Below are 21,527 nucleotides of genomic sequence, written 5' to 3'. Positions count from 1 at the left end.
GCCGGCCCCGATCAGCACGAAGTTGCCGGTTACGTGCGCGGTGAACAGCCCGAACAGCGCGACGAAGCTGAGCGTATCGACGAAGCCGGCGATCGCAGCAAGGATCGTGTCCTCGGATTTCATTTCGACGCGCTCGCGTGAATCTCGGCGATATAGCCGCCCGGGAACTGAACGATCGCGGCATCGCGCCCGTCCGCCGTGAACGGCGGCACGAGCACCGTCACGCCCGCGGCCTGCGCCTTCTGCAGCGTGTCCGCGAGATTCGGCACGTCATACCCTGTCAGTTCCCGCCCGAACGGATAGGGCAAATGCCCGTCCGTCGCGATCACCGTCATCTTGCCGAAGCCCGATTCGATGCGTGTGCGGCGATAGGTGTCGTTCGGCCGGCCGATTTCGACGCCCGGCGCATGACGTGCATCGGACACGACCTTGCCGTGCGAGAACGCGACGAAGTTGCGGATCAGCGTGTCCGCACGCTCCGGCGACACGTACACGCGATTCTCGGGCACGCGCTGCAGCGCATCGTAATGCGGCACCTCGGTATGCCAGTAGAGCTGCATGTTCACGCCGCCCGGCCATGACACGACCACATCGCGGCCGATCGGATCGGGGAACGTGTCGACGATCACGTCGGCGCCGTGCGCACGCGCCGACTTCACCGCCGCGTCCATGTCGGTCACGAGGTAGCCCGTGCGCTCCGCGCCGAACGGGTACGGCACGGGCGTCTTGAAGCCGAACACGGAGATCGTGCCCGACGGCGTGAACACGAGCTGCGACATCGTCTGGCTCGGCGTCGGCGTGACCTGGAACACGCCCTGCTTCGACTTGCTGCCGCCGAACGTCGCGACGAAGCTGTCGGTGAAGCGGTCGAAGTCTTCCGGCGCGACGTACACGTGCGTCGTGTCGTACTGCGGGCCGACGGCAACCGACGGCGTTGTCGCAGTCGTTGCCACAGTCCTTGCCGGCATCTTCGCGAACGACGCGGGCGCGGCGACGAGGCCGCCCGCGATCATCACGGCCAGCAAGGTTGAGCGAATGGCTTTCATCGTGAGATTCCGTTGTTGTTTCATCGTGCTGTCCGATCAATCAGGCGCGGCTGTCGCCGGCCGCATGTTTCGCATCGCCAAGCATGGTCGCAAGCACGAGCGCCGCGATCAGTCCGAGATGCTCAAAAAAGCTGTTGAGCGCCATGAAATGTTCGGCGCCCGAGCGGTTCCAGAAATCGTTCGCGACCAGCATCGCGACGACCGTCAGCATGCCGAGGCCGCCGGCGCCAAGCCACGTAAAGCGGCCGAACACCACGCACAGCGAGCCGCCGATCTCGACCGCGACCGCCAGCGCCGCCCACAACGCGGCCGGATGCAGGCCGAAATGCGCCTGCTCCGCGATCGCGTCGTCGAAGTTCAGCGCCTTGCCGACCCCGCCGATCAGATAGGCGGACACCAGCGCGAGACGCGCGAGCGGCAGGACCCACGGCTGCGCAAGCAGCGCGCGGATCCATGCGGGATTGCCGCGGCCGGTCAGTGTCGTCATGTCAGATTGCCCAGCAGGAGCAGCCTAGCGCACCCCAAAAACTCTTGAGATCCGCGACCGGAAGCTTGCTGCTCCATGCGCTCGCGTGCCGGTGCGCGTGAATCCCGCAATTGTTCGCGCACGAGCAAGCGCTCGCAGCCTCCCGCACCACACGCTGCAACGAAGCGCCGCCTTCGGTGTCCGCCCAGCCCGCATACCCGCCGAACGTGCGCGCGGGCGACCAGTCGGGCATCGCCGGCGGCGGTGCGCCTTCGTCGTGCTCCGCGAACGGACCGGCACCGTAGACGACCTTGCCGCCAACCATCGTTAACAGCGACGTGGTATCCGCGATTTCCGCTTCAGCGCATGCAAAGAAGTCGCGGTCGGGCACGATCAGGTCCGCGAGCTGCCCGGCCTCGATACGTCCCTTCTTGCCGATCTCGTTCGAGAACCACGTCACGTTCTCGGTCCACATCCGCAGCGCGGTTTCACGGTCGAGACAGTTCGCGCGCGGATACAGTTGCAGGCCGCCGACCGTCTTGCCGGTCGCGAGCCACGACAGCGACACCCACGGGTTGTAGCTCGCGACACGTGTCGCGTCGGTGCCGGCCGACACCTTCACGCCGCGGTCGAGCATCCGCTTCACCGGCGGCGTCGCCTCGGCCGCCGCGTTGCCATAACGCTCGACGAAGTACTCGCCCTGGTACGCCATCCGGTGTTGCACCGCGATCCCGCCGCCGAGCGCGGCGATCCGGTCGATCGATTGGTCCGAGATCGTTTCCGCGTGATCGAAGAACCAGTGAAGCCCTTCCAGCGGGACGTCGCGATTCACGCGCTCGAACACGTCGAGCGCGCGGCTGATCGTTTCGTCATACGTCGCATGCATGCGCCACGGCCAGCGGTTCTGCGCGAGCACGCGCACGACCTCCTCCAGGTCGCCCTCCATCTCGGGCGGCATGTCGGGGCGCGGCTGGCGGAAATCCTCGAAATCCGCGGCGGAGAACACCAGCATTTCGCCCGCGCCGTTGTGGCGGAAGTAGTCCGAGCCGTCCTGGTAGCGCGACGTTGCGGTCCAGTTCAGGAAATCCTCCTTCTCCTGCTTCGGCTTCTGCGTAAACAGGTTGTACGCGAGGCGCACCGTCAACAGGTTCTCCTTCGCGAGCTGCTCGATCACCGCATAGTCGTCCGGATAGTTCTGGAACCCGCCGCCCGCGTCGATCGCACCGGTCACGCCGAGCCGGTTCAGCTCGCGCATGAAGTGCCGCGTCGAATTGACCTGGTATTCGAACGGCAGCTTCGGCCCCTTCGCAAGCGTCGCATACAAAATCGCCGCATTCGGCTTTGCGATCAGCAACCCCGTCGGATTGCCGGCCGCGTCGCGGACGATCTCGCCGCCGGGCGGCTCCGGCGTGTCCTTCGTGTAGCCGACCGCGCGCAGCGCGGCCGCATTCAGCAGCGCGCGGTCGTACAGATGCAGCAGGAACACAGGCGTGTCCGGCGCGACGAGGTTCAGTTCCTCGATCGTCGGCAGGCGCTTCTCGACGAACTGGTGCTCGGTGAAGCCGCCGACCACGCGCACCCACTGCGGCGCCGGCGTGACTGCGACCTGCCGGCGCAGCATGTCCATCGCGTCCGCAAGGCTGCGCACGCCATCCCAGCGCAACTCCATATTGAAGTTCAGGCCGCCGCGAATGATGTGCAGATGGTTATCGATCAGCCCCGGCAGCACGAGCCGCCCTTGCAGGTCGATGGTCCGCGTGGCGGGTCCGGCGAGTTGCAGCGTCTCGTCGCCGCCGACGTGCACGAAGCGACCGTCGCGGATCGCCACGGCGGTGGCATGCGGATTGGCGCGATCGAGCGTCGCAAAGCGGCCGCGGTGCAGGATCAGGTCGGGATGCGCGGTGTTCTCAGCCATGGCGGTGTTCTCCGGGATTCGTCTCGGTGGTACCGGCGGACGCGACCGTCGGCGCCGGCGATTTCGGGCAGGTCGGCAACTGGCCGAACATGTGCGGCTGCACCTGGTGCCGCAGGAACGACGTCTGCTGCGCCTGGGGCGCGACGAGACGCTTCACGAGTGGCGGCACCTGCTCACCGAGCAGAATGCCGAGCAGGCCGACCAGCGCAATGACGGGCGGCGCCGGCGAGCGCACGTTGAAGAGGCCGTAGATGACGCCGACGAGGACGCCCATCGCGAGTGACGCAACGTAGACTTTCATGACTGAGGGTTCCGTGAATGCCGCCCCGTATGCGCCGGGCGGACGTGCGACGCGATCGCCGGCGCCACGCATGCGCTGCGCGAGCGGCGACTCATGTCCCACTATCTCAGCGCCGCGCGAATCCGTATTGAACGTAAGTCGCCAGATTTGAACAATTGCCGCAACGCATGCCATCACGCAACGCGGGGCGACATGCGGACACGGATTGCCTCGCGCGTCACGCGACTTGCCGACAAATTTCGCCACTATCGTTCAAGACCGTGCGTGATCGGCCACCTAACATTCGTCGTGTCATGGACGCTGGTCGCGCCGCTCCTCGTCGATCGGGCAGCGCGCTTGGTCACGCCCATGCAGTGCGTGCTGCATCGCAATGCGATGCAGCCGCGACCCGCACCGTCGGGCGTCACCCGCTCGCACCCTCCCCGATACCGGATCATCACGGAGCCCACCATGGCAAACCCGAAGCTTGAAGTCCTCACGCCGCACAACAGCCAGCTGATCTTCATCGATCATCAGCCGCAAATGGCGTTCGGCGTCCAATCGATCGACCGCCAGGTATTGAAGAACAATACGGTTGGTCTCGCCAAGGCGGCGAAGATCTTCAACATCCCGACCACCATCACTACGGTGGAAACCGAGTCGTTCTCCGGCTTTACGTATCCGGAGCTGCTCGACGTGTTCCCGGGGCAGAAACTGCTCGAGCGTACTTCGATGAACTCGTGGGACGACCAGAAGGTGCGTGACGCATTGAAGGCGAACGGCCGCAACAAGGTGGTCGTATCGGGCCTGTGGACCGAGGTCTGCAACAACTCGTTCGCACTGTGCGCAATGCTCGAAGGCGGCTACGAGATCTACATGGTCGCCGACGCATCGGGCGGCACCAGCAAGGACGCGCACGACTACGCGATGCAACGCATGATCCAGGCCGGCGTCGTGCCGGTCACCTGGCAGCAGGTGCTGCTCGAATGGCAGCGCGACTGGGCGCACCGCGATACGTATGACGCGGTGATGAAACTCGTGAAGGAGCACTCCGGCGCGTACGGGATGGGTGTCGACTACGCGTACACGATGGTCCATAAGGCGCCGCAACGCGCCGAAACGCCGCACGAGGCGCTCGCCCCCGTTCCGGCACGCTGACGCAAGCGACACCGGCCGCCGCATTGCAACACGAGGCGACGCGAGGCGACGGCCGGCTGCGGGCCGCTTTGAACCGGCCCGCACGCGGCGCTCATTTGGCGAGCGCCCCGCGTATCCCCACGTACCCGTCTCGCAATCAAATCCCGCCATCTGTATGTCGCAGCAGCGGCATCGGCGGCCTGCACGCGCGTTCGCAGTCGCGCGAGCAGGCATGCCTGTCGCGGCGAGCGTGTGCGGGCCGTGGCACGTATGTCGATCGCCGCCGCACACGGTGCCGGCGATCGCCCGATCGGCGCGCAACCGGCGTGACGTAGCGCGCGCAGCGATCTGTCTGGAGCATCCGATGAAACACAAACGACTCTGGTTCGGCGCCGCCGGGATTGCGCTCGTCGGCCTGGCGATCGCGATCGGCATCATGGTCGAGCCGTCGATCGCACCGGTCGCGGCGCCAGCGCCTGCGTCGTTCGACCCGCAGCTCGTGCGCGCGGGCGCGCGCGTCGTCGCGCTTGGTGACTGCGTCGTCTGTCACACGGCGAATAACGGCCAGCCGTTCGCGGGCGGCTTGCCGCTCGCGACGCCATTCGGCACGATCTACGCGACCAATATCACGCCCGATCCGGACACCGGCATCGGCCGCTGGTCGCAGGAAGCGTTCGCTCGCGCGCTGCGCAGCGGGATCGCGCGCGACGGCCACCAGCTCTATCCGGCGTTTCCGTACACCCATTTCACACGCATCTCCGACCACGATATCGCGGCCGCCTATGCGTACCTGATGACCCGCGAGCCAGTTCACGCGTCGACGCCTGCGAACGCGCTGATCTTCCCGCTGAACTTCCGCCCGCCCGTTGCATTCTGGAACGTCCTGTTTCTGCGCAAGGGCGAATACCAGCCCGATGCGACGCAATCGTCCCAGTGGAATCGCGGCAAGCTGCTCGTCGATGGCCTCGGGCACTGCGCATCCTGCCATTCGCCGCTGAATGCGATCGGCGGCGAGCAATCCGGCAAGGCGTTCGACGGCGGGATCGTCGACGGCTGGGAAGCGCCGCCGCTCAATGCGCTCGGCAATGCAGTGCACCCGTGGACGCAGGCACAGCTCGTCACTTATCTGCGCACGGGTCGCGCGAGCGAACACGGTGCGGCCGCCGGGCCGATGCTGCCGGTGACGCGCGATCTTGCGACGGTGCCGGTCGAGGACGTCGAGGCGATCGCGACGTACATCCTGTCGATTCAGAAGCCGGGGGCCACGGCACAACCCGTGATGACGAAGGTCGCAGGCAAAACGCCGACGCCCGCCGAGCAGCGCGGCTCGGCGCTGTTCCAGGCGTCGTGCGCGCAGTGCCACGGGCCCGGATCGCCGATGCAGGCCATCGGCGAGCGGCCGACGCTCGCATTCAGCAGTGCTATCAGCGCGGATACACCGCGCAACGCGATCCAGATGATGTTCAACGGAATCGGCTGGCACGGCGAGGACACCCTCAACTACATGCCGTCATTCATCGAACAGTACGACGACCAGCAGATTGCGGATCTCGCCGCGTACGTTCGCGGCGCCTATTCCGGCCAGCCCGCCTGGACCGGCGTCGACACCATGGCCGCGAAGCTCAGAAAGGAGGACAGCGCGCGATGATTACCCTCACCGTGAACGGTGTCCAGCACACGCTCGACATCGACCCGTCCACCCCGCTCCTGTATGCGTTGCGCAACGACCTCCATCTGCACGGTGCGAAATTCGGCTGCGGTCTCGGACAATGCGGCGCGTGCACCGTGATCGTCGACGACAAGCCGATGTTCTCGTGCCTGATTCCGGTCGCCGCCATCGGGCAGCGTCGCGTCAGGACCATCGAGAGTCTGGGCACGGCCGACCACCCGGGACCGCTGCAACGCGCGTTCATCGATCATCAGGCTGCGCAGTGCGGTTACTGCATCGCCGGGATGATCATGCGCGCACAGGCACTACTGGAACGCCACCCCAAGCCGACCGAGCACGAGTTGCGCGCGCACATGGAACCGAATCTGTGCCGTTGCGGTACCCATATGCGGATCCTGGCGGCCGTGCGGCAAGTCGCCGGGCTGCCGGAACCGGAAGGCACGTCCCCACCCGTCACAATCAGCAGGCCGATCTGATGAGCCACCACGACGACATTGATGAAGGCCGCCGGCATTTCATGGTCTCGGGCGCGCTGTTCGTCGCGTTCAGCCTCGCGCCGGCCGCCCGCGCGATCGCGCAGGAAGTGATCGCCGACGAAGGCGCCGCCGTGCATATATCGAAGGCAACGCAAGCGCTGGCAGGCAGCCTGAAGACCAATCCGCTGCTCGACGCGTGGATCAGGATCACACCGGAAGGCAAGATCACCGTGTTCACGGGCAAGGTCGAACTCGGCACCGGCGTGCGTACCGCGCTCTTGCAGGTGGCCGCCGAAGAGCTGAACGTGAAGCCCTCGCTGATCACGTTCCTGACCGCCGACACCGGCGCATCGCCCGACGAAGGGCTGACCGCCGGCAGCCATACGATGGCTGACAGCGGCAGTGCACTGCTGAACGCCGCCGCGCAAGTACGCGGACTGCTGGTCGATGGCGCGGCGAAGCACTTCGGCGTCGACGCGCGTACGCTGACAGTCAACGACGCCATGATCAAGGCGCCGGACGGCCGCTCGATGAGTTACGGGGAAGCGGTGCGAATCGTCGACCTGCATCGCAAGGCTTCACCCACTTCGCCGCTGAAGAATCCGGCCTCGTTCACGGTGATCGGCACGTCGCTGCCCCGGCTCGACATTCCGAACAAGGTCACCGGCGGCGTCAGCTACGTGCAGGACATGCAGTTGCCCGGCATGCTGCACGCGCGCATCGTGATGCCGCCCGTCTATGACGCGAAGTTGCTGTCGTTCGACGAGGCCGCCGTCGTGCGAATGCCCGGCGTCGTACGGATTGTCCGTAACGGCAGCATGCTCGCCGTCGTCGCGCGCGGCGAATGGCAGGCGGTGCAGGCGCAGCGCGCACTCGCCGCGGGCTGCCACTGGTCGCCTGGCCGCCCGCTCCCGGACCGCGAGAAGGTTCACGACGAGCTGAAGCGCATTTCGACGCAACGCATCGAGATCGCCAACACGCACACGGCGGTCGCGCCGGCAACGAAGACATTGACCGCAACCTTCCGGAAGAACTACCTGCTGCACGGTTCGATCGGGCCGTCATGCTCGGTCGCGCAACTCGAGAATGGAGTCCTGACTGTATGGACCCACTCGCAAGGCGTGTATCCGCTGCGCGATGCGCTCGCCGAGATGCTGTCGATGCCAAAGCCGAGTATCCGCTGCATCCACACCGAAGGCTCCGGCTGTTACGGACACAACGGTGCGGACGACGCGGCCGCGCACGCTGCATTGATCGCGACTGCGATGCCGGGCCAGCCGATCCGCGTTCAATGGATGCGCGAGCAGGAGCACACGTGGGACCACTTCACGCCCGCGATGGTCACCGAAGTCAGCGCATCGCTCGACGCAAGCGGCCATATCGTCGACTGGCAGTATGCGCTCTGGAGCAGCTCGCACAACGAGCGGATCGTCAATGCCGGGCGGCTGCTGCCCGCGCGGATGCTCGAGCCGCCGTTCGTGTCCGCGCCGTCGACGCCGATGCCGCAGCCCGAGGGCGGCGGCGACCGCAACGCGATTCCGCTGTACGCACTCCCGAACCTGCACATCGTCAACAACTTCTCGCCGACGATGCCGCTGCAGACGTCAGCGATGCGATCGCTCGGCGCGCACACGAACGTGTGCACGATCGAGAGCTTCATGGACGAGCTCGCGCACGCGGCCGGCGTCGATCCGGTCGAATTCCGGCTGCGCCACATGCAGGATCCGCGCGCACGCGCGGTGATCCAGCTCGCCGCGAAGCGGTTCGGCTGGCCGCGGCCGCCGCGCGCACGCAATCGTGGCGTTGGCTTCGCGTTCGGCAAGTACAAGAACCTGATGGCTTATGTCGCGATGGCGGTCGAAATCACCGTGGTTCCTGAAACCGGCCAGGTGACACTCGATCACGCGGACGTGGCCGTCGACGCCGGCCAGATCGTGTCGCCCGACGGCATCCGCAACCAGATCGAGGGCGGTATCATTCAGGCAGCGAGCTGGACGCTGTACGAGGCGCTGAAGTACGACACGCAGAGGATTCGCAGCTTCGACTGGAGCAGCTATCCGATCCTGCGCTTCTCGGCGGTGCCGCACAGCCTGCGGGTACACCTGATCAATCGCCCCGGCGCGCCGTTCCTCGGCGCGGCCGAGGCATCGATGGGGCCGACCGCCGGCGCGCTCGCGAACGCGATCTTCGATGCGACTGGCCAGCGCATGCGCGAAATGCCGTTCGCCGGCGACGCGCTCAGGAAACGCATCGACACGTAAACGCACGAAAACTCACTGGCAAACCGGGCCATTCCGGCGCCGACGATCCACCGGGAGGGGATCCGCCACTCATGGATACATTGCTTTCGATGCGCGTGTTCACACGCATCGTCGAGACGGGCAGCCTCACACGCGCGGCGGATACGTCCGGCCTGACGACGCCGCGCGTGTCCGCGCTGCTGCGTACGCTGGAACAGCATCTCGGCTGCCGGCTATTGAACCGCACGACGCGCAGGCTGTCGCTGACCGAGGACGGGCAGGCCTATTACGAACGCTGTGTCGCGGTGCTGTGCGAGATCGACGACATGGAAGCGTCGATGTCCCACTCGCGCAACGCGGCGCGCGGCCGCCTGAAGGTGAACCTGCCACCGGCGATGGCCAAGCAGATCGTGGTTCCTGCATTGCCGGCCTTTCTCGCTGCCCATCCGGACATCACGGTGGAGCTCGGCGTGACCGACCGCCAGATCGACCTCGTCGGCGAGGGTGTCGACTGTGTCGTGCGGGTCGGCGCGCTCGACGACTCCGGGATGATCGCGAAGCGGATCGGCAGCCTCACGACCTGCACGTGTGCGTCGCCCGCGTATCTCGAGCGATATGGCGTGCCGGAAACGATCGACGATCTGACCCAGCATATCGCGGTCAGCCACGTGTCGGCCGACACGGGCCGGCCGCGAAGCTGGGATTTCGTCGTCGACGGCGAGACACACATCGTGCAGATGCGCGGCACGGTCGCGGTCAACGAGGCCGATACCCACATCGCATGCGGGCTCGCAGGGCTCGGCTTGATCAAGACCACGCTGTTTTTCGTCGAGCCGCATCTGAAATCCGGCGCGTTGCAGGAGGTTCTGTCCGAGTTCAGCCCGCCGCCGCGGCCGATCTCCGTGTTGTATCCGCCGAATCGGCACGTACCGGCCAAGCTGAAGCTCTTCGTCGACTGGCTGGCCAGCGTGTACGCGCAGATCCCGACACTTCAGGGGAAGCGCTGCTGAGCGGCGGCGGATAGCCGGTCAAGCGGGCGGACACCAGCCGAACCCGGCGTCATGCGCCCGCGCACAGCTCGGACGCGAGGATCATCTCGTTGGCATTCAGCGCAGGCGGCTGCGCGTGGCGCGGCTGGAACACCGCGTCGCCGCGGCAGATCGCGCGTCCGCTCTCATAGCCCGACCGGATTGGTCACGATTGCATGCCCCCATTGGCAACGCCCGATAGGACGGGCCTCATCGTTCTCCGGACGGTAACAGTTTGTGAGTCCGATCGAGATTTATCTGGCGCGCACCGCCCCATAAGATGCGGTTCATCGGGCGCGGCAATGCTGTCGACACCGAAACCACCCTTCACTGGAGCTCGTCATGAAATCGTTGGTCCATCTCGTTGCCGCGGCTGCGGCATTGTCCGTTTCCCTCGGTGCGATCGCGCAGACGAGCGGCCAGGTCACACGTGCGCAGGTGCGTGCGGAACTGGCCCAGCTCGAACAGGCTGGTTATCGTCCGTCCCCCGAAGAGCCGTACCCTGCCCAACTCGAGGCCGCCGAAGCCCGCGTACACGTGCAGGACATGAGCGGAGTCGGCCACAGCGCGGTGCCGGCCGTGCAAGTCGGCCACGCGTCGGGCACGAACACATCGCCGCGCGATTCGATCTTCTTCGGTCAATGAAGTGCCAATTAACGTGCCAATTGGTCACAAGCGGGTCACGAGCGGGTCACGAGCGGGTCACAAGCGGGTCACGAGCAGCGTGTGCCCGCGCCACGCGCCGCTTCAGGTGTGAAGAATCCACGACGCCCAACCTGAAGCGTCCCGTGCCAACTGCGTGCGTCGCGAATTTTGGCGCATGCTAGGATCGATCGCGAAGGCTGGTTGCGTCCGGCCCGCGATCATGCAATGCATCGAAGCGGGCTACCCGGGCCGTCCGGCGCAATGGATCACATGTGCGCATGCGCTTTCGCATCCGTTACCCCAACCGCATGCTCCACATGTCGAATATCGAGTTATCCCGACTCGCGTCACTGGCAGCCGCACTACTTGCGCAGCTTCCGCAAGCCGAAGGCGCATGGCGGCCCGATCCCGAGTGGGCGCAGGAACTCGACAGGCTGGTAGAGCGGTTATCACGTGGCGACACCATCTCGGTCCAATTCTGCGTGCTGCTGCGCGACGCACTGGCACGTCCGCACGGGCTGACACGGGACGTTGTCTACGGATTGCTGGTCGCGATTTATGGCTACGCCACCGGGCAAGGCAGCGCGACGCGCTCGTTCGAGCACCGGACCCGCGGGATGACGGAACGCCAGTATCGGTCGTTGCTCGACCATGTCGATGCCAATCTGCGCAGTTCGCTCTCGCTGGCCGATCTTGCCGCCGCATCGGCAATGACCGTCGGCAACCTGACGCGCGCGCTCAAGCGGGCGACCGGCGAGACACCGAAGCGCTGGCTGCAAAGGCGGCGCGTCGAACATGCGAAGCAACTCCTCATACGAAACAACGGTTCGTTGAGTGAGATCGCCATCGCTTGCGGCTTCTCGAACCAGAGTCATCTGACGCGTGTATTCGTCAAGCTGGCCGGTACCACACCGCGTACCTGGCAGGCATCGAGACGGGCAGCCGCGCAATCGCGGCCGACAAGAGCGGGCATCGGCCCGGCCAGGCCGCGTCGATCCCCGCCAGCCCGCCCGCCGTTGCGCTGAGCCGGCGGACAGATGCGGTCACGCTGCGCTCAATTGTGCCGACCAGCAGGAATTCGACGATGTCCAACCGATACGGCGACGATGCCGCACAGTACTTCAACCTGCCGCCAATGCCGGTGCTCAGGAGTTCGATGCTTCAGACGCCTGACGTCACCATCACGCGCCTGACATCCACACCGGGCGCGGTCAATCTGACCGAACCGATCCCGCCGGAAAACGCGTTCGTGCTTTGCCTTCAACTGCAGCCGCTACCGAAGCACGAGCTGTGGCTGGACGGCAAACCGGAACGCGTCGCCCCCTATGCCAGCGGCGCCGTGTCGGTGGTCGACCTCGCCGCGCGGCCTTCCGCATTTCTGCCCACCGCATTCGATTGCTTGCAGTTTTACCTGCCGGAGGGCTCGCTGCAGCGGATCGCCGCGGCGGAGGACTGCGTTGCGATCCGCGAACTCGCGATTCCGCATGGCGTCCAGGATCCGTTCGTTCAGACGATCGGCACGTTGCTGCTCCCGGCACTTGCGGGCAACCCGGCGCCGCAATTGTTCGTCGACGGCCTGCTGATCGCACTGCATGGTCATCTTGCTGCAACCTACGCCGGCGTTCGCATCGTTGACGCGCGCACGACGGGCGGGCTCGCGCCGTGGCAGGAAATGCGCGCGAAGGCGATGATCGATGCGCACCTCGAAGACGGCCTGTCGATATTCGAACTCGCCGCTGCGTGCGAACTGTCGCCGGCCTATTTCTGCCGTGCGTTTCGTCGCTCGACCGGGCTCGCACCGCATCAATGGCTGACGCGCCGACGTATCGACGTCGCGCAGGATCTGCTTGCGCGCAGCGCGCTGCCGATCGCGGAGATCGCTATCTCGTGCGGTTTTGCCGATCAGAGCCATTTCACGCGTGTGTTCTCGCGAATGACAGGCGTCGCGCCACGCGCATGGCGGCAAGTACGGCAGCCACGAAACCACGTTCCGGAATGAGGTGGCGCCACGTCGTCCATCACGTGCGCCACCTGGGCCATCGTCAGCCATTCAGGAACGCAAGCAGGTCGGCATTGACCTGATCCGCATGGGTCACGCACAGGCCGTGCGGCGCGCCGGGATAGACCTTCAGCGTCGCGTCCTTCACGATCTGCGCGGACAGACGGCCGGAGTTGTCGAGCGGGACGATCTGGTCGTCGTCGCCATGCAACACCAGCGTCGGTACGTCGATCTTTTTCAGGTCGTCGGTGTAGTCGACCTCGGAAAACTCGCGGATGCACGCATACTGGCCGAGCACGCCGCCCGTCATCCCCTGCGACCAGAATGCGTCGATCGTCCCTTGTGACTGCTTCGCGTCAGGTCGGTTGAAGCCGAAAAACGGTATTGCGAGGTCCTGGTAGAACTGGGAGCGATTCGCGGCGACACCATCGCGAATGCCGTCGAACACACTGAGTGGCAAGCCGCCAGGATACGCTTCGGTTTTCAGCATGATCGGCGGCACCGCGCCGATCAGTACGACCTGCGCGACACGCGCGCTACCGTGGCGGCCGACGTAATGAGCGACCTCACCGCCTCCGGTCGAGTGACCCACGAGCGTCGCGTCGTGCAGGTCGAGCGCATCGATCACCGCGGCCAGATCGTCCGCGTAGGTATCCATGTCGTTACCTTGCGACGGTTGCCCGGAACGGCCATGGCCGCGACGGTCGTGTGCGATGACGCGAAAGCCTCGCTGCGCGAGGAACAGCATCTGCGCGTCCCACGCATCCGCGTTCAGCGGCCAGCCATGCGAGAACACCACCGGGCGCCCCGCGCCCCAGTCCTTGTAGAAAATGGACGTGCCATCTTTCGTCACCACATTACCCATTTGCCGACTCCGTCATGTTTGTGTAGCAGGTTGTCGTACCCCACTATCTCAGCGCCACGCGGATTCGTATTGAACGTTAGTCGCCTGATTTGAACGATTGCCGCACCGCATGCAGTCGAGCAACGCGGGGCGATATGCGGACACGGATTGCATCGCATCGTGACGCGACGGCCGGCAGCAGGCTGCTTCGAACCGGCCCGCGCGCGGCGTTCATTCCGCGAGCGCCCCGCGTACCCGTTCGGCGAGAAACGTGACGAAGGTCTGCACCTTGCGCGAATGACGCCGGTTTGGCAGATATGCCGCATAAACCTGCGCATCGCCCGTCACCGGCTGCACTGACCATGCGTCGAACAGCGACCGCATCTCGCCCGCGACGATGTCGCCCTGCACGAGCCAGGTCGGCACCAGTGCGATCCCCTGGCCGTTCAGCACGCCGTCTCGCAGGATGTCGAGGCTGTTCGCGGTCAGCCTGCCGTTCACGCCCACCTTTTCCGTGTGCCCTTCGCGCGTGAACACCCAGCTCTGCCGGCCCTGCCGGTACGGAAAGCGCAGGCAGTGATGCGCGGCCAGATCCGCCGGCGCCGTGGGGATGCCCATTCGCTCCAGATAAGCACGGCTTGCGACGACGACGCGGCGATTGTCCATCACCTTGCGCACGATCAACCCCGGATCCTGCGTCGGCACGCCGATCCGCACCGCGACATCGAGCCGGTCGGCCGCCAGGTCGAGAAACGCATCCGACACGACGAGATCGAGCGACACGCGCGGATACGCATCGAGAAACGCCGACAGGTGAGGCCCGAGCACGATCCGCGCATACGTCACCGGCACCGACACGCGCAACGTGCCGACCGGTTCGCCTCCCGCGTCCGCGACGCTCTCGTCGGCCTCGACCAGCTCGGACAGCAGCCGACTCACCTGTTCGAGATAGGTCGCCCCCGCATCGGTCAACGTCACGTGCCGCGTCGTGCGCGTCAGCAGCGTCACGCCGAGCGACGCTTCGAGCGCATCCATCAGGCGCGTGACCGACGATGTCGCAGTGCCGAGCTGGCGCGCCGCCTTCGAAAACCCGCCCGTGTCCGCGACGACAGAGAACGTCTGTAGCGCGAGCAGTTTGTCCATACCTTCTCCCTTTGCTGATCGTGCAACGCTGGTTTGCGCCCAGCCGATATTCTGCATCGTCCCGCCGCGCTCTACGCTGTGCCCATTCGGATTCGGCAGGTGGCGGCATGTCGCGCGTCGATAGCGCGGCAGCGTGCTGGCCACGCCGCAATCCCCGTTACCTGAAGGAGCGTGACCATGAACCCAACGACACCTCGCCGTGCGATCGTCATCGGCGGCTCGCTCGGTGGCCTGTTCGCCGCGACGACTTTACGTGCGATCGGCTGGCACGTCGACGTGTTCGAGCGGTCGGCGAGCGAACTCGACAGCCGTGGCGGCGGGCTCGTGCTGCAGCCCGACGTGCTCGATGCGTTCCGCTTCGCCGGCATTGCGCATGCGGGTGCACTCGGCGTGCCATCGCGCGACCGGCAGTTTCTCGATGCAGGCGGTGCGGTCATCGCACGGCAGCGGATGCCGCAGACCCAGACCGCGTGGAGCGTGCTGTACCACACGCTCAGGCGCAGCCTGCCGGATGGCGTGGTGCATGCGGGTGTCGCGTTGACTGACATGACTCGGCACAGCGATGGCGTCGAGGTGGCACTGTCGGACGGGAGACGGATTCGCGCCGATCTGCTGATCGGCGCCGATGGCCCGCAATCGACGACCCGGGCACTGCTGCTGCGCGGCGCGCAGCCCGCGGCGCAGCCAACCTATGCCGGCTACGTCGCCTGGCGCGGGCTCGTGCCGGAAGCCGCACTCGACCCGCAATCGACCGCGCAGCTGGCGGATGCGTTTACGTTCCAGGAAGGTGCTGGCCATCAGTTGCTCACCTATCTGATTCCTGGCGAAGACGGCTCAACGCGGCCCGGCGAGCGACGCTGGAACTGGGTCTGGTACCGGACGCTGCCGGCCGGCGCCGAACTGGACGCGGCGCTAACGGACCGTGACGGCGTGCAGCGCACGCATTCGATCCCGCCCGGTGCACTGCGAGACGTGTATCGCGCGTGGCTGCGCGACGACGCGTCGAGACGACTCGCGCCCGCGCTCGCGGCGCTCGTCCACGCGGCCGACGCACCGTTCCTGCAGATCATCCAGGATTGCCAGGCGCCGCGGCTCGTATACGGTCGCGTGGCGCTGATCGGCGACGCGGCGTTCGTCGCGCGTCCGCATACCGGCGCGGGTTCCGGCAAGGCGGCTGCGAACGCGGTGTCGCTCGCACGCAGCCTGCAGATGCACGGTCACGCGATCGATGATGCGCTAGCCGAGTGGGAGACCGTGGAATGGCGCAACGGCAAGCAACTGGCGCAGCTCGGCACGATGCTCGGCGCGCGCATCATGGGCGGCGGCGATGCGCGTCTGACTGCGTGAGCGCTGTGCGTGAATGCGATCGTCACTTGAATAGCCAATGGGCAACGAGCCGCGTATAGCGCGGCATCACCCCATAGACCATCAGGAACACGATCGCCGCCGTCACGGCCGCCTTGTCGATCAACGAATCGCGGGCGAAGCCGAGGTGCGCGAGCACCGGCACGACGCCCCAGGGGACGACGATGCTGAGCGGCAGGATGGCACTCCATGTGACGAGCCACTGCTTCCATGCAGTCGGCACCTTGACCGGCGCGTTTTTCGGCAAGAACCAGAAATCGAGCCCGGTCCTGATCTCATAGCGGTCGCCCTTCCGCAACGACGCCTGCATCCGCGCAATATGCTCGCGACGCACATCGGATTCCATCCACGCACTCAGGCTCGAGAAGTCCGCAAACCGGATGATGGTCGCGTATTCGCGGCTCGTGCCGACAGGGCGGATCACGTCGGTACTCAAGTAACCGGGAAATGCCGCGCACGCGACGCGGATGTCCGTGAGCCATGCTTCGTACTGCTCGGCTGCATCGGCTTCGACTTCGTGGACGATGATGCTCGTGACGATGTCTTGCGGATTGACTGTGCTCGGGTTCATGGTGCTCTCGGTGGACGGCGATGGCCGCCGCGCAATGCACGCGGCGGACGAGGCGACTGCGGAGACGACTGCGGAGACGACTGCGACGGGCATGATGCCGCGCCCGTCGCCTGCTCGTCATCAAGCGAGCGCCGGGTAGTCGGTATAGCCGGCCTCGGTGCCGCCGAAGAACGTGGCCGGATCCGGCGTGTTCAGCGGATGCCCGCCCGCGATCCGCGCAGGCAGATCCGGATTCGCGAGGAAAGGCCGGCCGAACGCGACCAGATCCGCACGGCCGCTCGCGATCGCCTGCTCGGCGCTGTCCGCGTCATAGCCGCCGGCGAGCATCAGCACGCCGTCGTAGGCATCGCGCAGCGCGACCATCAGCGCCTCCCAGCGCGGATCGATGTTGTCGTCCTTCGCGGTGCCGACCACGGCCGGCTCGACGAGGTGCAGGTATGCGAGCGGCCACGCGTTCAGCCGCTCGACGACATGACCGAAAGTCTGCTCCGGTGTGTCGTCGCCCATTCCCATGAAGCGCCCCATCGGCGTCAGCCGCACCGCGACACGGTCCGCGCCGATTTCATCGCTGACCGCCGCAACCACGTCGAGCAGGAAGCGCGCACGGTTTTCCGGGCTACCGCCGTACGCATCGGTGCGCCGGTTGCTGTTCGAATTGATGAACTGGTCGATCAGGTAGCCGTTGCCCGCGTGGATCTCGACGCCGTCCATCCCGGCCACGATCGCGTTGCGCGCGGCCCGCCGGTAGTCGTCGACGATCGCGGCGATCTGCTCGACTGTCAGCGCCTGCGGCTCGGGCACGTCAGCCCATTCGCCGCCACCTGCCGAGTTGACGATGAACGTCTTGCCCGGTGCGCGGATCGCGCTCGGCGCGACCGGCGCCGCGCCGCCTGGCTGGAACACCGGATGCGACACGCGGCCGACATGCCACAACTGCAGGAAGATCGTGCCGCCTTGCGCATGCACGGCGTCGCTGATCGCTCGCCACCCGTCGATCTGCTCTGCGCTGTGGATGCCTGGTGTCCACGCGTAGCCCTGCCCCTGCTGCGAAATCTGGCTCGCCTCGGTGACGATCAGCGCGGCGGACGCGCGCTGCCGATAGTATTCGACGTTCAGCGCGTTCGGTACGTTGCCGGGCTGGCCGGCGCGCGAGCGAGTCAATGGCGCCATCGCAACGCGATGCGCAAGCGTGCGGCGGCCGATCACGATCGGTTTGAAGAGATGCGGGTGCATTCGGGTTCTCCAGTCATTCAGGCTAAGAAATGAAGCCGACGAGGCGGCAGCCAGACGAAGGTTAAGACGCGGCCCTCCGCGTCGGAATGCCCCTGCATCACAATCCAGCGTTGCGCACACGGCAAAGGTCACGGCACACGCGGCCGACAAGGACACCCTCGGCTGCGAGTCGCACACCTTTGCGCAAGATGTCGAACGGCAGACAGAGGCCTTCCGTTCCTACCGAAGCCCGAGCCACTTCACGCAAGCGTTCGCGAGGCTGACCGGCACGCCGCCGGGTGCCTGGCGCCGCCGGGCCGACGCGGTCGAACACGAGCGTTGAATGCGCGGCGCGACGATACACACTATTCGCGGCGCTCGCGCCGCCAGGTCGCCGGCGGTGTGCCGACCATGCTGGTAAATACGCGCGTGAGATGCGCCTGATCCGAAAAACCGCATTGCTGCGCGATATCCGCGATCGGCTCCATATGCGCGAGCAGGCATTGCTTCGCCCGCTCGATCTTGTGCTCGAGCAGCCAGCGATGCGGGGTCGTGCCGACCGTCTGCCGGAAGGCCTTGATGAAATAGCTGCGCGACAGCCCGCAGGCGTTCGCGACATGCGAAATCGAAATTTCGGCATTCGCATGCTCCGCGAGGATCGCCTTCGCACGCTCGACCTGCCAGCCGGCCAGCATCCCGCGTGCCGGCAACACGCGTTCCGCCGTGCCGTAGCGCTGGACGACATGAAGCTGGATCGCATGCGCCAATTGCCCGGTGAGCATCGGGCCAGCCGGGCTGTCGCTGCCGGCCGCCGTCAGCAAGCCACTCAACAGGCACTGCAGTACCGCATCGGCCTTGCCGCGCGGACAATCGAGATCGCCAACGTCACGCAGGCCCATCGTGCGTGCCGATTCAATCAGCGCGCACCGCGGCAGGCACGCGAACAGAAGGTCGAACGGCTGGTCCAGCCGTGCGCGATAGCCTTCGCCACCACGCGTGATCCACACGCCGGTGCGTGTCACTGGTCTGCCTGCATCCGCTGGCGGCTCGCCAGGCTCGCCCGCCAACGACATCCGGATCAGATATTGATCCGGCAACACGGCGAGCGCGACCGCGCCGAAGCCCGGTGCGTCGTACCGGACTCGCGTCAATCCTGCGAAGCCATGCATTTCCGTCGATGCGTCGAGCGAGTCGATCGACGCGCCGTCGAACGCGGCCCGGATGCTCGTGGGCATTGCTTCCATCACGTTCATCGATTGGCTCCGTTCGTATCATGATTCCGCCCGTCCGCGCGCCGCGCTGCCCGACCAGCGCGTCGCCCGGGAGACGACATACGCGCAAGCATAGTTGTGCGGATGCAGCATCGATAGAACAAAGTCGCACTTTTTTCAGAAATGTCGTTCGGCTTGCCTTTGTGTGCTCTTGTGCACCCTCGCCCGCCTGTTTTCGCAAGCGGCGCTCTTTCCGCCAGAAATCAATCAGACAGGACGCTAGCTGCCGCGCCCTCCTCAGTCTTTCCTGTCACGAATTCTTCACGCCGCCAATCCCGCCCACGAAACACCCGGACTGTCCGCATTGAACCGGGTCATGCAGTTCAGGTCGAGCGCACGTATCTGTTCCGTCATGAAGTCGACGAAGATACGAATGCGCGTCGGAAGATGTTGCCGGCTGAGATAGCAGATATAGTGGCCGCGATCTTCCGGTACATGATTCGCCAGCGCGACGACGAGCTCGTTCGATGCGAGATGGTCGCGAATCTGATAGCCGGCCATCTGCGCAATGCCCGATCCGTTCAGAACCGCACGCAACACCAGATCCGCGTCGTTGAACGTGAGGCGGGACGTCGGCAGGTACTTTTGCACGCGGCCCGCGACGTTGAACTCCCATTCGTATACACGGCCGCTGGAAAAGCGGAAGTTGATGCACTCGTGCTCGGCCAGCTCCTCGACGCTCTGCGGAAGGCCGTTCTTCGCGACATACGACGGCGCTGCACACAACACCATCTGCATCGGAATCAATTGTCGGGCAATGATGCTGGAGTCTTCGATGCGCCCGTTGCGAAACGACACGTCGATCCGTTCCGACACGAGGTCGACCAGCCCGTCGTCGAGCAGCAGATCGATGACGATGTCGGGATAGGCCTTCGCAAACTTTTCCAGCAGCGGGGCAACGACCTTTCTGCCGAATCCCACCGCCGAACTGATACGTACGAGGCCGCGCGGCGGCCCTTGCCGCAGATCCAGCATCTCGTTCATCGCTTCCACGATCTGCGCGACGCCCTGATGGCAGTTCTCGAAGAAGCGCCGGCCTTCGCTCGTCAGCTCGGTCGTGCGCGTGGTCCGCTGGAACAGCCGCGTGCTCAACTGCGCTTCCAGCTTCTGGACGTTCCGGCTCACGGCCGGCCGACCGACTCCGAGGCGCTCGGCGGCCTTGGTGAAACTCCCCTCGCTCGCCACCGCAACGAATGCAAGGATCCCCGCATAGCTCGCCCCAAAGCTTGCGGACAGCGCGTCGGCCCGCTTCGGCAGCTCGAGACGAAGGTCGTGTTCCGACGCATCCGATCGATTCATTTCCGATACCCCCAAGACATGCCGTTCATCCCGATCGCTCGCCACCGGCGCATGCCGGCGGACCGCCGCGAACGCGAACCGTGAATCAGCGTCGTTCGAGCCACTGATCGAGACTGACGCGGCCAAGTCGCGCATCGCCAAGCGGCACGAGCGACTTTTCCTCGACGCGCCCGCCGTAGTAGCGCGCGTCGGGATCCGTCACCACCGGGCGCGTGTCGCCGACCGACTTCAGGTAGCGCGCAACGATCTGCGCAAACGGCGCGCGGTCCGGGCCCGCGATCTCGACCGTACCGTTCAGCGGCGCGTCAAGCGCGACCTGCGCGAGGATCGCCGCGACGTCTTCTGCGGCGATTGGCTGGAACAGGCCGTCGCCGATGCGCACCGTGCCGCCTTCCGTGCCGAAATCCGCAATGCCGCCGATGAACTCCATGAACTGCGTCGCGCGCACGATCGTGTACGGTACGCCCGCCGCTTCGATCGCCTGTTCCTGCACGACCTTGGCCGCAAAATAGCCGTTCTCCGGCATCCGGTCGCAGCCGACGATCGACAGCGCAACATGATGGCGCACGCCTGCGGCCACTTCGGCCTTGCCGAGATTGCGTGCCGACGTGCGGAAGAAGTCCAGCACCGCTTGCGGCTCCCATGACGGCGCATTGGCCACGTCGACGACGACGTCGGCGCCCGTCAACGCGTCGGTCAGGCCTTCGCCGGTGATGGTGTTGACGCCGGTACGCGGCGATGCAGCGAGCGCCTCATGGCCCGCTTCGCCGAGCAGCGTGACGACCTGCGAGCCGATCAGGCCCGAACCACCGATTACAACGATCTTCATCGCAAATTCTCCTGACGAAAGGACTTCACTGAACGGAGCGGTGCACGGCGGGCGCCGTATCGGATCGGCGTGGCCACAACCGTCGCATCGCT

21 protein-coding genes are annotated in these 21,527 nt (G+C 65.8%); 9 read left to right on the top strand and 12 right to left on the bottom strand.

The window, feature by feature from the left end:
* The 5 genes from DID96_RS20490 to DID96_RS20470 form a co-directional block, all read right to left on the bottom strand.
* Positions 1-123: DUF1275 family protein (locus DID96_RS20490; RefSeq protein ID WP_124601083.1), on the bottom strand; the 123-nt coding region annotated here is incomplete at its 3' end.
* Complete coding sequence (locus DID96_RS20485) at positions 120-1,046, bottom strand: glyoxalase (RefSeq protein ID WP_124601082.1); 927 nt, start codon at positions 1,044-1,046, stop codon at positions 120-122. The genes DID96_RS20490 and DID96_RS20485, both read right to left, overlap by 4 nt.
* A gap of 40 nt (positions 1,047-1,086) precedes the next feature.
* Entirely contained in the window at positions 1,087-1,533 is a 447-nt protein-coding gene (locus tag DID96_RS20480; RefSeq protein ID WP_124601081.1) for a DoxX family protein, read from the bottom strand.
* A 1-nt stretch (position 1,534) separates the two neighbouring features.
* A complete protein-coding gene (locus DID96_RS20475; protein WP_124601080.1) occupies positions 1,535-3,427 on the bottom strand; it encodes an amidohydrolase in 1,893 nt (630 codons plus the stop codon).
* Positions 3,420-3,728 carry a DUF1427 family protein gene (locus tag DID96_RS20470; RefSeq protein WP_124601079.1) on the bottom strand — a complete coding sequence of 103 codons (309 nt, stop codon included), beginning with the start codon at positions 3,726-3,728 and terminating at the stop codon, positions 3,420-3,422. Before DID96_RS20470 ends, DID96_RS20475 begins: the two co-directional genes overlap by 8 nt.
* 450 nt (positions 3,729-4,178) lie before the next feature.
* On the opposite strand from DID96_RS20470, the gene DID96_RS20465 reads away from it, so the two are divergent.
* The 8 genes from DID96_RS20465 to DID96_RS20425 all read left to right on the top strand — a co-directional run bounded on the left by DID96_RS20465 (position 4,179) and on the right by DID96_RS20425 (position 12,901).
* Positions 4,179-4,865, top strand: a complete 687-nt coding sequence (locus tag DID96_RS20465) for a hydrolase (RefSeq protein WP_124601078.1) — start codon at positions 4,179-4,181, stop codon at positions 4,863-4,865.
* A gap of 343 nt (positions 4,866-5,208) precedes the next feature.
* A complete protein-coding gene (locus DID96_RS20460; RefSeq protein WP_124601077.1) occupies positions 5,209-6,492 on the top strand; it encodes a c-type cytochrome in 1,284 nt (427 codons plus the stop codon).
* Positions 6,489-6,989: a (2Fe-2S)-binding protein gene (locus DID96_RS20455; protein WP_124601076.1), complete on the top strand. Its 501-nt coding sequence runs from the start codon at positions 6,489-6,491 to the stop codon at positions 6,987-6,989. The genes DID96_RS20460 and DID96_RS20455 overlap by 4 nt, the downstream gene beginning before the upstream one ends.
* Entirely contained in the window at positions 6,989-9,250 is a 2,262-nt protein-coding gene (locus tag DID96_RS20450; protein ID WP_124601075.1) for a molybdopterin cofactor-binding domain-containing protein, read from the top strand. Before DID96_RS20455 ends, DID96_RS20450 begins: the two co-directional genes overlap by 1 nt.
* Positions 9,251-9,321: 71 nt before the next feature.
* Positions 9,322-10,239: a LysR family transcriptional regulator gene (locus tag DID96_RS20445; protein WP_124601074.1), complete on the top strand. Its 918-nt coding sequence runs from the start codon at positions 9,322-9,324 to the stop codon at positions 10,237-10,239.
* 360 nt (positions 10,240-10,599) lie between these two features.
* Positions 10,600-10,902: a DUF4148 domain-containing protein gene (locus DID96_RS20435; RefSeq protein ID WP_124601073.1), complete on the top strand. Its 303-nt coding sequence runs from the start codon at positions 10,600-10,602 to the stop codon at positions 10,900-10,902.
* Positions 10,903-11,180: 278 nt separating this feature from the next.
* Positions 11,181-11,927, top strand: coding sequence for a helix-turn-helix transcriptional regulator (locus DID96_RS20430; protein WP_124601072.1), 747 nt, complete (start codon positions 11,181-11,183; stop codon positions 11,925-11,927).
* Positions 11,928-11,986: 59 nt separating this feature from the next.
* Complete coding sequence (locus DID96_RS20425) at positions 11,987-12,901, top strand: AraC family transcriptional regulator (protein WP_124601071.1); 915 nt, start codon at positions 11,987-11,989, stop codon at positions 12,899-12,901.
* A 43-nt stretch (positions 12,902-12,944) separates the two neighbouring features.
* On the opposite strand, the gene DID96_RS20420 is transcribed toward DID96_RS20425, so the two are convergent.
* Positions 12,945-13,766: an alpha/beta fold hydrolase gene (locus DID96_RS20420; protein WP_124601070.1), complete on the bottom strand. Its 822-nt coding sequence runs from the start codon at positions 13,764-13,766 to the stop codon at positions 12,945-12,947.
* A 210-nt stretch (positions 13,767-13,976) separates the two neighbouring features.
* Positions 13,977-14,888 (bottom strand): LysR family transcriptional regulator, encoded by a 912-nt coding sequence (locus DID96_RS20415; protein ID WP_124601069.1) that lies wholly within the window; start codon positions 14,886-14,888, stop codon positions 13,977-13,979.
* Positions 14,889-15,065: 177 nt separating this feature from the next.
* On the opposite strand from DID96_RS20415, the gene DID96_RS20410 reads away from it, so the two are divergent.
* Positions 15,066-16,235, top strand: a complete 1,170-nt coding sequence (locus tag DID96_RS20410; protein ID WP_124601068.1) for an FAD binding domain-containing protein — start codon at positions 15,066-15,068, stop codon at positions 16,233-16,235.
* 22 nt (positions 16,236-16,257) lie between these two features.
* On the opposite strand, the gene DID96_RS20405 is transcribed toward DID96_RS20410, so the two are convergent.
* The 5 genes from DID96_RS20405 to DID96_RS20385 all read right to left on the bottom strand — a co-directional run bounded on the left by DID96_RS20405 (position 16,258) and on the right by DID96_RS20385 (position 21,435).
* Positions 16,258-16,824: an antibiotic biosynthesis monooxygenase gene (locus tag DID96_RS20405; RefSeq protein ID WP_124601067.1), complete on the bottom strand. Its 567-nt coding sequence runs from the start codon at positions 16,822-16,824 to the stop codon at positions 16,258-16,260.
* Between the two features lie 120 nt (positions 16,825-16,944).
* The gene (locus DID96_RS20400; RefSeq protein ID WP_124601066.1) at positions 16,945-18,057 is read right to left on the bottom strand and encodes an alkene reductase; all 1,113 of its coding nucleotides are present in this window, start codon (positions 18,055-18,057) and stop codon (positions 16,945-16,947) included.
* Between the two features lie 344 nt (positions 18,058-18,401).
* On the bottom strand, positions 18,402-19,289 hold the full coding sequence (locus tag DID96_RS20395; protein ID WP_124601065.1) for an AraC family transcriptional regulator: 888 nt from the start codon (positions 19,287-19,289) through the stop codon (positions 18,402-18,404).
* A 279-nt stretch (positions 19,290-19,568) separates the two neighbouring features.
* Entirely contained in the window at positions 19,569-20,606 is a 1,038-nt protein-coding gene (locus tag DID96_RS20390) for a LysR family transcriptional regulator (protein ID WP_124601064.1), read from the bottom strand.
* Positions 20,607-20,691: 85 nt separating this feature from the next.
* A complete protein-coding gene (locus tag DID96_RS20385) occupies positions 20,692-21,435 on the bottom strand; it encodes an SDR family oxidoreductase (RefSeq protein ID WP_124601063.1) in 744 nt (247 codons plus the stop codon).
* Between the last annotated feature and the right edge of the window lie 92 nt (positions 21,436-21,527).

Source organism: Burkholderia sp. Bp8963, assembly GCF_003854275.1.
Lineage (GTDB): Bacteria > Pseudomonadota > Gammaproteobacteria > Burkholderiales > Burkholderiaceae > Burkholderia.
The sequence above is the reverse complement of the archived record's forward strand: the minus strand, read 5'-3'. Positions and strand labels throughout refer to the sequence as shown.